Consider the following 15,206-nt stretch of genomic DNA (forward strand, 5'->3'; position numbering starts at 1 on the left):
ATTATTCAAGAAAATGGTGAACGAAAAGAGTTTGAAATGAATGCTGGCGATATGTATTTGCATCCAGCCAAAACACCGCATTCACCCGTAAGATCTGAAAATTCTATTGGTTTAGTAGTTGAAAGAAAGCGTGCCGGAAAAGGTTTCACAGACGGTTTGCTTTGGTTTTGCGAAAATTGCAACCACAAACTTCACGAAGTGTATTTCGAGCTGAACGATATAGAAAAAGATTTCTTGCCACATTTCCAACATTTTTATAAATCCGAAAAACTAAGAACCTGCCAAAAATGTGGAACAATTATGGAAACAGATTCTAGATTTATTTAATTTTTTTTTGGAGCTGTTCCCGCTATTCGTTACAATCTGTCATTGCGAGGAACGGGCGCCATCTTACGATTTGATTGCTTCGTTCCTCGCAATGACAGGATTTCCACTGCTATCGGGGCTAAATCAACATTATAATTAGCATCAAATCTATTTTAAAATTTTAAATAAACTATGAAACCCCAATCCATAAAAATTCTACATATCGATAGCAATCATCCCATTTTATTGGAGCAATTGCAAGAATTGGGTTTTACAAACCACGAAGATTACACTTCCTCAAAACTAGAAATCGAAGAAATAATTCATGATTATCAAGGTATAGTTATCCGCAGCCGATTCAAAATTGACAAATCATTTTTGGATAAAGCCACAAATTTGCAATTTATAGCCAGAGTTGGCGCAGGTTTAGAAAGTATCGATTGCGATTATGCCATATCCAAAAATATTCAGCTTATTGCAGCACCTGAAGGCAACAGCAATGCAGTGGGCGAACATACATTGGGCATGTTACTATCTCTTTTTAACAAACTCAACACAGCCCACAATCAAATTTGTCAAGGCAACTGGAATAGAGAATCCAATCGCGGTCATGAACTCGATGGCAAAACTGTGGGTATTATTGGCTACGGAAACATGGGAAAGTCTTTTGCAAAAAAACTGAAAGGATTTGACGTTACCGTTTTGTACTATGATATTCTTGAAAATTTGGGCGACCAAAATGCCAAACAAGTTTCCTTTGAGGAATTGCAACAAAAAGCAGATGTATTGAGTTTGCACATTCCATGGAACACATCAACAGATAAAATGGTGAATCAAGAATTTATTAATTCGTTTGCCAAATCGTTTTGGTTCATGAATACTTCTCGCGGCAAAAATGTGGTGACATCAGATCTGGTAGAAGCTTTAAAATTAGGAAAAATATTGGGTGCTGGACTGGATGTTTTAGAATATGAAAAATCATCATTCGAAAAATTATCAACTCAGGAAATGCCAGAGGATTTTCAATATTTAATCCATTCAGAAAATGTGCTACTATCACCTCATATAGCAGGCTGGACATTTGAAAGCCATCAAAAATTGGCGCAAGTCATAGTTGATAAAATAAAAGAAAAATATTCTGGCTAAATAAACAAATTTTTCTTAACGATTTGTGTAAAATTTATATATTAGCAGAATAATAAAATTATTTTTATGGTAGAATATTACAAAAGCGTGGTTTTTGAAAACTATGCAAATTTTTCGGGAAGAGCTAGAAGAAGCGAATATTGGTATTTTGTACTTGCTCATGCTCTTATTATTTCCATTCTTGGTATTGTGTGTGCAATTTCTTTTTCAATTTCCGAAAGTTTAGGTTACATTTTAATTGGATTATTGGTGGTATATGTTCTGGCTATCATTGTTCCTAGTCTTGCTGTTATTGTGAGAAGACTACACGATATTGGAAAAAGCGGTGTTTATTTCTTTGTTAGATTTATTCCATTTGTGGGTGGAATTTGGCTTCTTATATTATTATTTACAGAAGGCAACAATGGAAGAAATATGTATGGCGAAGATCCGAAAGAAATTTTCGATGAAATAGATGAAATTGGAGAAGAAACTGGATATTAACAAATAATTATAAATTTATAAATAATCATTACAATGGAAGAAACAAGACCAACACAAGATTTTAACAATCAAATTCAACCTGTTCAAGAGAATAAAAAAGTTGTTGCAGGTATTTTAGGTATAGTAATTGGATCTTTAGGGATTCACAAATTTTATTTGGGTTACACAACTGAAGGAATTATTCAATTGGTAATAAGTATAGTAACCTGTGGTTTAGGTGGTATTATTCCATTTGTGGAAGGCATTATCTATCTAACTAAATCTGACGAAGAGTTCTACCAAACTTATCAAGTAGGAAAAAAAGGTTGGTTTTAAATAAAAAACGAAAAAGCTACAAGTCAAATTGTAGCTTTTTTTATTTATGTAAATAACTTAAATTGACTCTCCTTTTTCAGCCAATTTACGTTCAAGTTCTGCGGTAAACTCTTCCATTACTGGTTTCATGGTACTTTCTGGAATATCTGAAATTCGAATGTACATTAATCCATCCGTTGCATTATTAAAAAGTGGATCCACATTAAAAGCTACCAATCTGGCATTTTGTTTAATGTATTTTTTAATCAAAACTGGCAAACGCAAATTTCCTGGTTCCAATTCATCAATAATTTTATCGAGTTTGTTTAAATCGGCTTCAGCTTCATCAAAAATAAAATCTTTATCAGCATCTTTGAGCTTTACTTTAAATTCTTTTTTTGGATGAATGTACTGTGCAATGTATGGATCGTAGTAATGAGATTTCATAAATTCTATCATTAAAGATTTTGAAAAATCCGAAAATTGATTGCTTATACTTACGCCACCCAACAGAAATTTATGTTCTGGATATCGCAAAGTAGTATGGATAATCCCGCGCCAAAGCAAGAAAAGAGGCATTGGTTTTTGTTGGTAATCTTTAATGATAAAAGCGCGACCCATTTCGATAGATTTGTGCATCATGTCATGCAATTCTGGTTCAAATCGAAACAATTCATTTAAATAATAACCATGAATCCCATATTTTGGAAATATTTCTGAACCAAGTCCCATTCTGTAAGCTCCTGCAATGCAATTGGCTTCATTATCCCATAAAAATAAATGATGATAATACCTGTCAAACTTATCAATATCGGTTGATTCATTGGTTCCTTCGCCCACTTCTCTGAACGTTATTTCGCGCAAACGCCCAATTTCATGCAATATATTTGGAATAGCATCAGCTGGAGCCAAAAAAACTTCGTAATTTTTGCTTTGCAATAATCTATAATCTGTTTTTCTTAAAGCCTCAACTTCAACCATCATTTTTTCAACATTGGCACCCGTAACAATTTGTTTCGGACTTCTAGGAATTTTCAAACTGTTTAAGCTTGGCGGAGTCAACAATTTGCTTTCTTTTTCGAAAGGATTTGCCAGCATGTATGTTTTTTTGCGTAAAAATTCCGAATAATCTTCAATGGTTTTGTATTCGTTTTGTTCGGCCACAGAAATTGGTTTTCCTATTCGAACTTTTATAACCCGATTTTTCTGTGTTAATAGTTCCGACGGCAATTTTGCTGTACGAAGTGTATCATCTATTTTGGAAAGAAAATAAAACAAACGGCTATTTTTAGCATGAAAATAAATCGGAACTACTGGAACCTGCGCTTTTCTAATTACTTTTATAGCGCCTTCTTCCCAAGGTTTGTCCACCATCAATTTACCATCTTTATATGTAGAAACCTCACCAGCGGGAAATATACCCAAAGGTTTACCATCACTCAAATGACGCAACGTTTCTTTAATTCCTATTACGCTAGATTTGGAATCCTTATGATTTTCAAAAGGATTTACTGGCATAATATATTTTTTCATTGGTTCAATTCTGTGCAATAAAAAATTGGCAATGATTTTAAAATTCGGTTCTCTTTCTAGCATCAATTTCAGTAGCAAAACGCCATCAATGCCGCCCAACGGATGATTTGAGATTGTAATATAGGCACCATCTTTGGGCAAACGTTTGAAATCTTCTTCTGGAATTTCAAATTTAATTTTGAATTCATCCAATATAGCATTCAAAAACACAGTGTCTTCTAGATGCTTGTTTCTATCATATATTTTATTCAAAATCGAAATTCGAAGTACTTTCATCAACAACCATCCTGAAAAGGTACCGAAAACCCCATATTTATCGGTATTTATAGCTTTTGAAACTTCTTTGGCGGTAACTAAACCCATTTATTTTTTAGCTTTAAGTAATGTTTACAAATATAGAAAAATTGACGAGAGTTTAACAATTGTTTTTGGTTTTATAAATTCAAATCTGGATAGTTTTGTTTTGCAAATAAAAATAGTTTTTGTGGAAAAGGAAACTGGTTTTCTGTTTTAATTTGATTATTTTTTATATACTTTTGAAACAAAGAATTATTTAGTAATGAACAGAAAAATATACTATTTGTTTTTGTTGTTTTTAATGATGTCGTGTGCTACTTCGAGCTATGTTTTAGAAAATAGAACCCAAACTACTGGATTGGATTTTACAAAAGGAAAATGGCTATTAAACGAAATTGATGTTCCATATAGTTTAAGCTATGAATTGAATAAACAAATTTTTACAGATTTCGAAAAAAACTTAGGCAGTCGTCTTGTTAGATTAAGTGATACAAAAGGAGTAATAGTTCCATATAAAATGGGATTTTATCCAAACAAGGAAACTTTAAAAAATCTGAAAATTGGTGCAAATGATTTTGATTATTTTATAAATGTAAAAGCAGAAATTAAAAAAAATCAATTTGGAGAAATTGACATTACTCCTCAAAAATTAAACCATGGAGGTAAAAAGCAATCTGAAGTTACCATAGAAATTTATGACCTCAATCTTTTGCAAATAGTATATTCGCAAAAAGCAATTGGTTCAGTTAACTTACCACAAAACAATGGTGACGTTAATTTATCAAATTCAGTTTACAACTTAATTCGAGGAGGTTACAAACGATTAATTAAAGATATAAATAATAAATCAATTATAGAATAATAACTAATGAAAATCATATCCTACAATGTCAACGGAATTCGAGCCGCTATAACAAAAGGCTTTCTAAATTGGTTGCAAGTTGCCAATCCAGACGTTATTTGTCTTCAAGAAATTAAAGCCAACGAAGACCAGATTCCAGTTGACGATATTATAAAAGCGGGATATCCTTTTCAGTATTATTTTTCAGCTCAAAAAAAAGGATATAGTGGCGTGGCTATTTTATCTAAAACCAAACCCAATAATGTAGTTTTTGGCGCCGGAATCCAACATATGGATTTTGAAGGCAGGGTTGTCCGTGCCGATTTTGATGGTGTTTCTGTCATGAGTTTGTATTTGCCATCGGGAACAAATATTGATAGGTTGGACCATAAATTTATGTTTATGGACGATTTTCAACATTACATAAATGACTTAAAAAAAGATTTTCCAAATCTTGTTATTTGTGGCGATTATAACATTTGCCATGAAGCAATTGATATTCACGATCCAATTCGGAACGCAAAAGTATCTGGATTTCTACCTCAAGAACGAGTGTGGATTGATGGTTTTATGAAATCTGGATTTATAGATAGTTTCCGTCATTTTAACAAAGAACCAGACAACTACAGTTGGTGGAGTTATCGCGCCGGCGCTCGAGGCAATAATAAAGGTTGGCGAATTGATTATAATTTGGTTAGCGAAAATTTAAAAGATAAATTAGTGCGTGCCGTAATTTTGCCCGAAGCCAAACATTCTGACCATTGCCCCATTTTGGTAGAAATCGAAGATTAATTTTAATAATAGTTTACAAATAAAAACCCGAAATAATGATAAAAAAAAGCCTACTCGTGTTACTAGCAATTGCTTTAACCACCTCCTGTGTTTCTAAAAAAATATTTTCAGATCTTGAAAATAAGTATACCGAATTAAAAAAAGAGCGCAACGCACTTGCCGATGAAAATGAAACCCTAAAAAACGTCAAGAAAGAAGCAGAATTGCTTAAAACTGATTTGGAAAAAACAAAAGCGGAAAGAGATAAATTAACTACAGATTATGCGGCTTCAAGCAATAACTTGAAAGCTTTGAAAAGTGCTTATGATGCTTTAGAAAAAAATAGTGGCGAAGCATTGCAATCAAACCTAGGTAAAAACAGAGAATTGCTGGCACAATTGGAAGCCAAGGAAAAAGCATTGGCAGTAGAAAAAGACCGTTTGAATAAATTAAATGCCGATTTAAAAGACCGCTCAGACCGCGTGAATGAGTTGGAAGGTTTAATTGCTTCTAAAGAAGCTTCTATGAAAAAATTGAAAGAAACCTTATCAAAATCTTTAAAAGCATTTGAAGGCAAAGGATTGACTATTCAACAAAAAGATGGAAAAGTCTATGTTTCTATGGAAAACAAATTGCTTTTTGAATCTGGCAGTTGGGCTGTTGGAGCCGAAGGTAAAAAAGCAGTTGTTGCTGTTGGAAAAGTACTGGGCGATAATCCTGATATTTCTGTTTTGATTGAAGGTCACACCGACAATGATAAATTTACAGGCGCTGTGGGTCAAATAGAAAATAATTGGGATTTATCTACCAAACGTGCGACAGCTATCGTAAATATCATTGGCGAAAATGCCAAAGTAAAAAAAGAAAACCTAACCGCCGCTGGACGTGGTGAATATTCTCCATTAATGAGCAACGAAACTCCAGAAGGAAAATCTAAAAACCGTAGAATTGAAATTATTTTAACGCCAAAACTGGACGAAATTTCTAAAATGTTAAATGAAATCTAGTAATTTGAAATAAACAATATTTATATTTTCAAAGGTTCAGAGTTTATACTTTGAACCTTTTTTTTTGAAGGTTAGCCTTTGTATCTTTGTGATTCTAAATTTGTACTTCAAAAAAAATGAAATATACTACATTGCCAAATATCAATATTCAAATCAGCAAAATATGTCTAGGAACGATGACTTTTGGTGAACAAAACTCTGAATCTGAAGCACATTCTCAACTAGATTTTGCAGTTGATAAAGGAATAAATTTTATTGATACCGCCGAAATGTATCCAATAGCAGCCAGAAAAGAAACACTAGGAAAAACAGAAATTTTTATCGGAAACTGGATTAAAAAAACTGGAAACAGAGACAAAATTGTTTTAGCGACAAAAATCGCTGGACCCAATCGAGGCATGCAATATATAAGAGAAGATTTGAGTTTCTCTAAAAAAAATATTATTGAAGCTGTCGAAAAATCTTTAAAAAATTTGCAAACAGATTACATCGATTTATACCAAATGCATTGGCCTGAACGCATTATGAATATGTTTGGTGAACGTGGAATTTCTAAAATCGATAATAATTGGCAAGATAGTTTTCATGACATTCTTACTACTTTCGATGGATTAATCAAAGCTGGAAAAATTAAAAATATTGGTGTTTCAAACGAAGCACCTTGGGCGGTAATGCGTTATTTACAAGAAAGTGATAAACACAATTTACCAAAAATAGCCACCATTCAAAATCCATATTCTTTATTGAACAGGTTGTTTGAAGTAGGTCTTTCAGAAATAAGTATGCGCGAAAACGTAGGTTTATTGGCTTATTCTCCGTTGGGATTTGGTATTTTATCTGGCAAACATTTGTCTGGAATAGATGCCAATTCTCGCATAGGTTTGTTTCCACAGTTTGTACGATATACAAATCCAAATGCTTTGAAAGCGACCAAATTGTATTACGATTTGGCGCAACAAAATGGATTAACGCTTACGCAAATGGCAATTGCATTTGTAAACCAGCAACAATTTGTAACTTCCACAATTATTGGAGCAACAACATTATCTCAATTGGAAGAAAATATCAATGCACATTCTGTTGTTTTATCGGATGAAATAATTTCTGAAATTAATAAAATCCAGGAATTAATTCCGAATCCCGCGCCATAAACTTTTAGTAACTATTAAGCCAATTAAGAAAACTGACACGAATTTCACAAATTTTCACAAATTTATTGTTAGTCTATTATTTCAATAATTTATGCGAATTTGCAAAACTTAAATTAATTCCTTGCATTTCAATACACATATTTTGAAAAAAATTTGTGAAAATTTGTGAAATTCGTGTCGATTTTTCAACATCATTTTTCAACCTAAAAAAACCAACTCGCCACCAATATTGCAGTAACTACACAAATTAAATCTACTAGAAGCATTGTACTAAGTGTATACCGCGTATTTTTAATTTTTACGGAACCAAAATATACTGCAATCACATAAAAAGTACTCTCGGCACTGCATTGAAAAATACTACTCAATCTTCCAGTCATAGAATCAGCTCCAAAAGTATTCATAGAATCTATTAAAAAGCCTCTCGATCCAGCTGAACTAAACGGACGAAGTATGGCCACTGGTAAGGCATCAGTAATTCCTTTATTGACTCCCATATTCGAAAATACAAATGCAATCCAGTTACTAATAATTTCAAATAAACCGCTATTTCTAAATAACGAAATAGCAACTAACATACCCAAAACATAAGGGAAAATAGTAACTCCCGTTTTAACTCCGTTGTTTGCACCTACTACAAACGAATCAAAAACTGTTGTTTTTAATTCACTAAATTTTTTCTCATTTATAAAAGAAAAGATCAAAGTAAAAGCAATAATTGCAACTAATATCAATGCAGAAAGATTAGAGGTGAAATAGTTTTTCCCTATTAAATCTAAATGGTTCACATAAAACAGCAACCCAACGATAGCAGCAATCAAAGTGACTAATCCAACAACAAGAGAAGCACTTTTAAAATTTATTTTTTGCTTGATTCCTACAATTAAAAAAGCAGCAATTGTACCTATAAACGAAGTGATAATGCAAGGCAACATAACATCGGCAGGATTGCTTGCATTGGCAGCAGCACGATACCCAATAATAGAAGTAGCTATTAATGTAAGACCCGAAGCGTGCAAACACAAAAACATGATTTGTGAATCACTGGCTTTGTCTTTCTCAGCATTAAGCTCTTGTAAACTTTCCATAGCTTTTAATCCAAATGGAGTTGCTGCAGAATCTAATCCCAAAAAATTTGCTGCAAAATTCAATGTCATGTAAGATATTGAGGGATGATTTTCTGGAATACTAGGAAATACTTTTACAAAAACAGGACTCAATAATTTGGCTAATTTTCCAGAGGCTCCCGAAATGATTAAGAGTTCCATCAATCCGCAGAAGAATGCTAGATATGCCATTAATGGAATAATCAAATCAAGTATTGTAGTTTTACAGGTTGGCAATAAACCGTCAGATTTTTGTACGCCACTATAAATTTTTACCGTTTTATTTTTGTAAACATAGGTAGTGTCTAGATTTTTAGTCTTGTTTGGATTCGTTTTTATTTTATCGATCACCATGGTTTGTTCTGGTGCTTTTTCAATACTATCTTTTATAAAAGCAGGCAATTGATTTAAATATTTTTCTGATATTAAAATGGGATCGTCTTTTTTACCATTTAATATAAAATCAATCGTGTAACTATTGCCCGAAAACAGGCTAAATACCACAAATACAATCGATGAAATAAATATAACGAGCCAAAATCTACTAAGTACCATGATTTATTTTTTTTGCTAATATAATATTTTTTAGGAGCTGTTTCCAGCTGTCATTCCAATCTTTTTTTAAAATTGATGAAAAATCAATTTTAAAAAAAGGATTTTCCCTTCCATCTGGGCTAAAAATTAAACATGAATAATTTCTTCCTCAATTAATAAATCTTCTTTTCGAAGTCGTAAAAAAATCTGAGCAACTGCAATGGTATCTTTTTCGCAATAGGTAACAATCCTGTCAATGTCTTTTTCTACATAAAAAACATGACCTACTTGCGAACCATCAATATCTCCTTTGGAAGTTGGAATTCCTAATACTTTACACATTAGTTTCAACGAAGTAAAGTGTTTATAATCGCCAAATTTCCATAATTCTAAAGTATCAAGATGTGGAATTTCCCAGGGTTTTTTCCCAAATAAATTGAGTTTGTTTGGAATGGATATTTGATTTATAATCATTCTACGAGCTATAAACGGAATATCAAATTCTTTGGCATTATGACCACACAAAACATGTTGAGGTTGGTTGAAATGATTGTTGAGTAGGTTGATGAAATCATTTAAGATTTTTTTTTCTTCACCAAAAAACGAAGTTACTCTAAAATTGCGAATATCTTCCTTGATGATAAAATAACCCACTGAAATACATACTATTTTTCCAAATTCTGCCCAAATTCCTGCTCTGTCATAAAATTCTTCGGCAGTAAAATCGTCTTTGCGTTGGTATTGGGTTTTGTGTTCCCAAAGTTGTTTCATTTCGTCGTCAAGCGAATGGAAATTTTCTTCTTCAGGAACAGTTTCTATATCAAGGAAAAGTATATTGTCAAGCCGAATTTTCTCAATCATAATTTTGACACGAATTTCACGAATTTACACAAAAGTAAAAACATAATTATATTTAACGAATATAAAATAATTCGTGCAAATTAGTGTAATTTGTGTCTAAAATTTTAAAATAAACTTTGTTGTGTTGTAGGATTTTCATGTTCTAACAACCATTTTTTTCGCCACAAACCACCAGCATAACCTGTGAGAGAACCATCGGTGCCAATAACACGATGACAAGGAACAACAATCCACAAAGGATTTTTTCCGTTTGCGGAGGCGGAGGCACGAATAACTTTTGGATCACCCAACTTCTTGGCCAAATCCAAATAATTTATGGTTTTCCCAAATGGAATATTACATAATTCTTGCCAAACTTTTTGTTGGAATTCGGTTCCTTTTGGATTCCTTTTGAAACTGAAATCAGTTCTTTTTCCATCGAAATATTCTTGAAGTTGAGAAACCGCTTCTTTAAGGTTCTCTGGAATTTTATTTGAAACAACACCTTCGGATAAAACCGAAATAATGCTTATTCCATTTTCATCTCCTTCAATTTTTGCAATTCCTAACGGTGAGTTTATAAAACAGGTATCCATTTGTAACTTTTAATTTGAATAAATATACGCCATTAATGCTTTCAATTCTTCACCCATTTATTAAAAATAATACCTAACAGGTTGAAAAAAAATCTGTTAGGTTAATATTGTTATGAATTTAAGAAATCAATTTCACAATATCTTTGGCAAAATAACTCGCAATTATATCAGCACCAGCACGTTTTATGGCTGTGGTTTGTTCCATCATAATAGCATCGTGGTCAAGCCAACCTCTTTGAGAAGCCGCTTTAATCATGGCATATTCGCCAGATACTTGATAAACCGCCACAGGAACTTGAGACATATTTTTTATTTCGCGAACAATATCCAAATAGGAAATCCCAGGTTTTACCATGACAATATCGGCACCTTCCTCAATATCCATTTGGGTTTCGCGAAGGGCTTCAATGCGATTGTGATAATCCATTTGATAGGTTTTTTTATCTTTTGGAATGTTTTGCAAATCGACAGGAGCAGAATCCAATGCATCTCGAAAAGGACCATAATGTGCCGATGCATATTTGGCAGAATAAGCCAAAATTCCAGTATTGTTCAACCCTTCTTCTTCCAACGCTTCTCGAATAGTGAGAATTCGACCGTCCATCATGTCGCTTGGCGCCACAAAATCTGCTCCAGCTTTGGCGTGGGAAACGCTCATTTGAGCTAGGAAATTTGAAGTGGCATCGTTTGCAATTTGTCCGTTTTCAATAATACCGTCATGTCCGTACATGGAATAAGGATCGAGTGCAACATCGGTCATCACTATTATTTCGGGCGCAATATTTTTGACAGTTTTGATGGCGCGTTGCATTAATCCATTTGGATTTAAAGCTTCTTTTCCAGCATTGTCTTTGAGATTATCGGGTACTTTTACAAAAAGCAAAACCGATTTTAAATTCAATTTTTGCAATTCTTTAATTTCACTTTCGAGATTGTCCAAACTCATTCGGAAATAATTGGGCATCGACGGAATTTCTTCTTTGATATTTTTGCCTTCTACTACAAATAGCGGAACGATAAAATCGTTTGGATGCAAAATCGTTTCACGAACTAGACTTCTAATGGATTCATTTGTGCGTAATCTACGGTTTCTTCTTAATGGGAACATACTTTTTTTATTTAATTCCTAAATGTTTTTCTATGTATTCAAATCCTTTTTTAACGGTTTTATTTTCATCAAACCTATAACCTGCAAAAACGCCAAAACTTAATTTTGTACTGGCAATTTCTGTTCTACTATCAAAATCCAAATTTCTATAATTTGTTCTTATTCCTGTAAAGAAATTTTTATTGTTGTAGCCAACGGCAAAATTTGATTCTAAAACAAAATTTATATTGGCCGTTTTATTTTGAATGTTAGAATTATCTGCTGGATTTACAAATAAATCAATCGAATTATTGAATCCAACACCAGGATGGGCTCCTAATGTAGAAAACCATTTTTTATATATTACAAAATTATGCATATATCCTAGTTGTACAAACACATCCAACGATTTTATGGAAGACAAATAGGTTTCTGAATTTTTCACTTTATTAACGTTTAATCTGTTTTGATAGTAAGCAATGGAAGGAATAAAACTGCCATCGCTTTTTATTTGGCGTTCCGTAAGCGATTCAAAAGCCCTGTATGAAAAATTCCTGTTTATAATGTAAAATGTTTTTCCTCCAATGGTATTGATTTCCATATCATTAAAAACTTCAATAGGATCTTCTTTTTCAGGATCATCCAGATAAAATCCTTTGATTGATTTAAAAACCACTTCTTGACGTAATCTATCGGTATAAAAAAATTTAAAACTTAAATCTAAAATTTTGGTTTTTCCGTACGGAGAATCTACATTATTTCCTGATAGAAAATCTGGTGAAACAGAAATGAATAATCCTAAAAATTTATAATCGAAAGAAAATTTTGTTTTGATAATGTTGTTTGGTATAAAAGCACTTTCAATATTATCTGTATAGTTTAATTTTGGAATGTTGTAAATGTCAATATCTGAATTTAAATCTATTTGAAAAATCATTTTATTGAAATAGTTTAATCGATATTCAGGATTATAGCCTTGTGTTTTTGCATGTATAATTTCGTCTTCATCTTGTGCACAAAGATGTAAGGTTGAAAGAATAAATATTAAACTGAATATTTTCATTAAATAATTAGAGTTCGATCCAATTTGTAGGATTAGATAGCGATGTTATTAATTTTTCCTCTTCACTTCCTTTTTCTGGATGATGGTCATAAACCCATTGCACATGCGGTGGCAAGCTCATCAGAATACTTTCTATTCTTCCATTGGTTTTCAAACCAAAAAGAGTTCCTTTGTCGTGAACCAAATTAAACTCTACATAACGACCACGACGAATTTCTTGCCAAGTTCTATTTTCTTCATTGTAAGGCAAATTTTTCCTTTTTTCGACAATTGGAACATAAGCTTCTAAGAAACTATTGCCAACTTCAGTTACAAAATTGAACCAATCTTCCATTGACATAATATCAGTTGGTTTGCAATAGTCGAAAAATAATCCGCCAATTCCTCTTGCTTCATTCCTGTGAGCATTCCAAAAATACTCATCGCATTGTTTTTTGTATTTTGGATAAAAATCAACATTGTGTTTGTCGCAAGCTGTTTTACAAGTTTGATGAAAATGAATTGCATCTTCATCAAATAAATAATAAGGTGTTAGATCTTGTCCACCACCAAACCATGAATTAATAACTTTCTGTGAGCCTGTACTGAGCGCAGTCGAAGTATCGTACATTTCAAAATATCGCCAGTTGGCGTGAACTGTTGGTACCATTGGATTTTTCGGATGAATGACTAAGGATAATCCACACGCAAAAAAATCGGCTTCGCCAACATTAAACATTTTTTGCATGGCTTCGGGCAATTTTCCATGCACTGCCGAAATATTTACACCGCCTTTTTCGATTACATCGCCATTTTCTATAACTCGCGTTCTTCCGCCGCCGCCTTCGGGTCGTTCCCAAATATCTTCACGGAATTTGGCTTTGCCTTCGACAGCTTCTAATCCAGCAACGATTTGGTCTTGAAGGTTTTGTATGTATTGGTAGAATTTATTTTTCATTTTTCAATTCATATAATTCCATATTTAATGGCGATTCATTTGGCGGTGTATATTCGTTTAAAAGTGTTTTTTGCCAAATAAAATGACACTTTTGTGCAACCTTGACACTTGCAATATTGTCTTTATGAACAATTATTTGAAGCTTTTCGAGACCAATAATTTCAAATGCATATTCCGAAATTGCATTTATTGACCTTGACATAAATCCTTTATTTTCATATTTAAAATCGATACAATAGGCAAATTCTCCTTGTTTAATTTCCCAATTTATTTCTTTGATTATAACAATTCCAGCAATTAAATTACTGATTGATTCTTTTATTGCAAATGTATATTCTGATTTCGATTCATATTCATTATTTTTATCAATAATATATCTCTGAGAAGATTCAAAAGTTGTATTTTTTGATAAAGTTACCGGAAAATATCGTTTGAATCTTTCAGAATTTGATACCATCATTTCAGATAAACTTTTCGCATCTTCGGTTTTTAAATAATCAATATGAAATGAATTTAAATTTATCATTGTTTTAAAATTAATTCTTCTTTTTTTCTAATCCTGCAAGGTCTTTTTTGACCTTGTAGGTCAATCTTTTTAGTTTATAAAAATACCTAAAAGGTCTAAAAAAACCTTGCAGGAGAATCTTTATTACTCAAAGGTATATTTTTCATTCAAAAAATCATTTTTTTGATTGTGACAAAAAATAAAATTTTCTAATCCGTCAAATAATTCTAAAACCTCTTCTCTTTCTAATTTAGTCTCTTTACTTGATAAATAAGATTGATATGACGAATACTTGAATTTTGTGAAATCTAAATTTAAATGATGTTTTGGATTAAGATGTATATAAGTAATCAAATGTTTTAAATAATTTTCATCATCTAACCTTTTTCTTTTAAAATGTTTTTCAAAAAGGCTACCAGTTCTATTGTTTTCTTTATTAAATGCTTTGGCATACGAATTAAAAAAATTTGAAAATCCTTGAGTCACAATTTCAGGTTCATCGTTTAATCGAATTACGAAATGGAAATGATTGTCCATTAAACAATAAGCGAAGATTGAAATTTTATTAATTAAATATTTAGAGAATTGATTTAAGAAAAAAATTTTATTTTCATTGGTTTCAAAAATATTTGTTCCATTTATACCTTTATTGTAGATATGATAGTAATTGTCTTTTTCTAAAACTTCTAATTTCATTTGATGATCTTTT

16 protein-coding genes and 1 pseudogene are annotated in these 15,206 nt (G+C 32.1%); 8 read left to right on the forward strand and 9 right to left on the reverse strand.

Going from position 1 to position 15,206, the window contains the following annotated elements:
• The 4 genes and pseudogenes from RMN92_RS00615 to RMN92_RS00630 all read left to right on the forward strand — a co-directional run.
• Positions 1 to 327 (forward strand): annotated as a pseudogene (locus tag RMN92_RS00615) (3-hydroxyanthranilate 3,4-dioxygenase); the annotation flags it as partial.
• 171 nt (positions 328 to 498) lie between these two features.
• On the forward strand, positions 499 to 1,452 hold the full coding sequence (locus RMN92_RS00620; protein ID WP_309607523.1) for a 2-hydroxyacid dehydrogenase: 954 nt from the start codon (positions 499 to 501) through the stop codon (positions 1,450 to 1,452).
• Between the two features lie 66 nt (positions 1,453 to 1,518).
• Positions 1,519 to 1,935, forward strand: coding sequence for a DUF805 domain-containing protein (locus RMN92_RS00625; RefSeq protein WP_309607524.1), 417 nt, complete (start codon positions 1,519 to 1,521; stop codon positions 1,933 to 1,935).
• A gap of 33 nt (positions 1,936 to 1,968) precedes the next feature.
• Entirely contained in the window at positions 1,969 to 2,250 is a 282-nt protein-coding gene (locus RMN92_RS00630; protein ID WP_309607525.1) for a TM2 domain-containing protein, read from the forward strand.
• Positions 2,251 to 2,307: 57 nt separating this feature from the next.
• Here RMN92_RS00630 and RMN92_RS00635 read toward each other — a convergent pair whose 3' ends face one another.
• Complete coding sequence (locus RMN92_RS00635) at positions 2,308 to 4,125, reverse strand: GNAT family N-acyltransferase (protein WP_309607526.1); 1,818 nt, start codon at positions 4,123 to 4,125, stop codon at positions 2,308 to 2,310.
• Positions 4,126 to 4,321: 196 nt separating this feature from the next.
• Between RMN92_RS00635 and RMN92_RS00640 the strand changes: the two genes are divergently transcribed.
• The 4 genes from RMN92_RS00640 (at position 4,322) to RMN92_RS00655 (ending at position 7,829) form a co-directional block, all read left to right on the forward strand.
• On the forward strand, positions 4,322 to 4,921 hold the full coding sequence (locus RMN92_RS00640) for a hypothetical protein (RefSeq protein WP_309607527.1): 600 nt from the start codon (positions 4,322 to 4,324) through the stop codon (positions 4,919 to 4,921).
• A gap of 6 nt (positions 4,922 to 4,927) precedes the next feature.
• Positions 4,928 to 5,692 (forward strand): exodeoxyribonuclease III, encoded by a 765-nt coding sequence (locus RMN92_RS00645; RefSeq protein WP_309607528.1) that lies wholly within the window; start codon positions 4,928 to 4,930, stop codon positions 5,690 to 5,692.
• Between the two features lie 35 nt (positions 5,693 to 5,727).
• Positions 5,728 to 6,678, forward strand: coding sequence for an OmpA family protein (locus tag RMN92_RS00650; RefSeq protein ID WP_309607529.1), 951 nt, complete (start codon positions 5,728 to 5,730; stop codon positions 6,676 to 6,678).
• Between the two features lie 116 nt (positions 6,679 to 6,794).
• A complete protein-coding gene (locus tag RMN92_RS00655) occupies positions 6,795 to 7,829 on the forward strand; it encodes an NADP(H)-dependent aldo-keto reductase (RefSeq protein WP_309607530.1) in 1,035 nt (344 codons plus the stop codon).
• Between the two features lie 203 nt (positions 7,830 to 8,032).
• Here the strand turns inward: RMN92_RS00655 and RMN92_RS00660 are convergent, their stop codons facing one another.
• The 8 genes from RMN92_RS00660 to RMN92_RS00695 all read right to left on the reverse strand — a co-directional run bounded on the left by RMN92_RS00660 (position 8,033) and on the right by RMN92_RS00695 (position 15,193).
• The gene (locus RMN92_RS00660) at positions 8,033 to 9,490 is read right to left on the reverse strand and encodes a nucleoside recognition domain-containing protein (protein ID WP_309607531.1); all 1,458 of its coding nucleotides are present in this window, start codon (positions 9,488 to 9,490) and stop codon (positions 8,033 to 8,035) included.
• A 126-nt stretch (positions 9,491 to 9,616) separates the two neighbouring features.
• Entirely contained in the window at positions 9,617 to 10,330 is a 714-nt protein-coding gene (locus RMN92_RS00665; RefSeq protein WP_309607532.1) for a 3'-5' exonuclease, read from the reverse strand.
• Between the two features lie 104 nt (positions 10,331 to 10,434).
• Entirely contained in the window at positions 10,435 to 10,905 is a 471-nt protein-coding gene (locus tag RMN92_RS00670; protein ID WP_309607533.1) for a methylated-DNA--[protein]-cysteine S-methyltransferase, read from the reverse strand.
• Positions 10,906 to 11,023: 118 nt separating this feature from the next.
• Positions 11,024 to 12,013, reverse strand: coding sequence for a porphobilinogen synthase (hemB, locus tag RMN92_RS00675; RefSeq protein ID WP_309607534.1), 990 nt, complete (start codon positions 12,011 to 12,013; stop codon positions 11,024 to 11,026).
• 7 nt (positions 12,014 to 12,020) lie between these two features.
• Complete coding sequence (locus tag RMN92_RS00680; RefSeq protein WP_309607535.1) at positions 12,021 to 13,055, reverse strand: DUF4421 family protein; 1,035 nt, start codon at positions 13,053 to 13,055, stop codon at positions 12,021 to 12,023.
• A gap of 7 nt (positions 13,056 to 13,062) precedes the next feature.
• A complete protein-coding gene (gene hemF, locus RMN92_RS00685) occupies positions 13,063 to 13,992 on the reverse strand; it encodes an oxygen-dependent coproporphyrinogen oxidase (protein WP_309607536.1) in 930 nt (309 codons plus the stop codon).
• A complete protein-coding gene (locus tag RMN92_RS00690; RefSeq protein ID WP_309607537.1) occupies positions 13,982 to 14,518 on the reverse strand; it encodes a GNAT family N-acetyltransferase in 537 nt (178 codons plus the stop codon). The genes hemF and RMN92_RS00690 overlap by 11 nt, the downstream gene beginning before the upstream one ends.
• A gap of 123 nt (positions 14,519 to 14,641) precedes the next feature.
• Positions 14,642 to 15,193 (reverse strand): hypothetical protein, encoded by a 552-nt coding sequence (locus tag RMN92_RS00695; RefSeq protein ID WP_309607538.1) that lies wholly within the window; start codon positions 15,191 to 15,193, stop codon positions 14,642 to 14,644.
• Between the last annotated feature and the right edge of the window lie 13 nt (positions 15,194 to 15,206).

The sequence above is a fragment of the Flavobacterium sp. genome (genome assembly GCF_031363805.1).
Lineage (GTDB): Bacteria > Bacteroidota > Bacteroidia > Flavobacteriales > Flavobacteriaceae > Flavobacterium.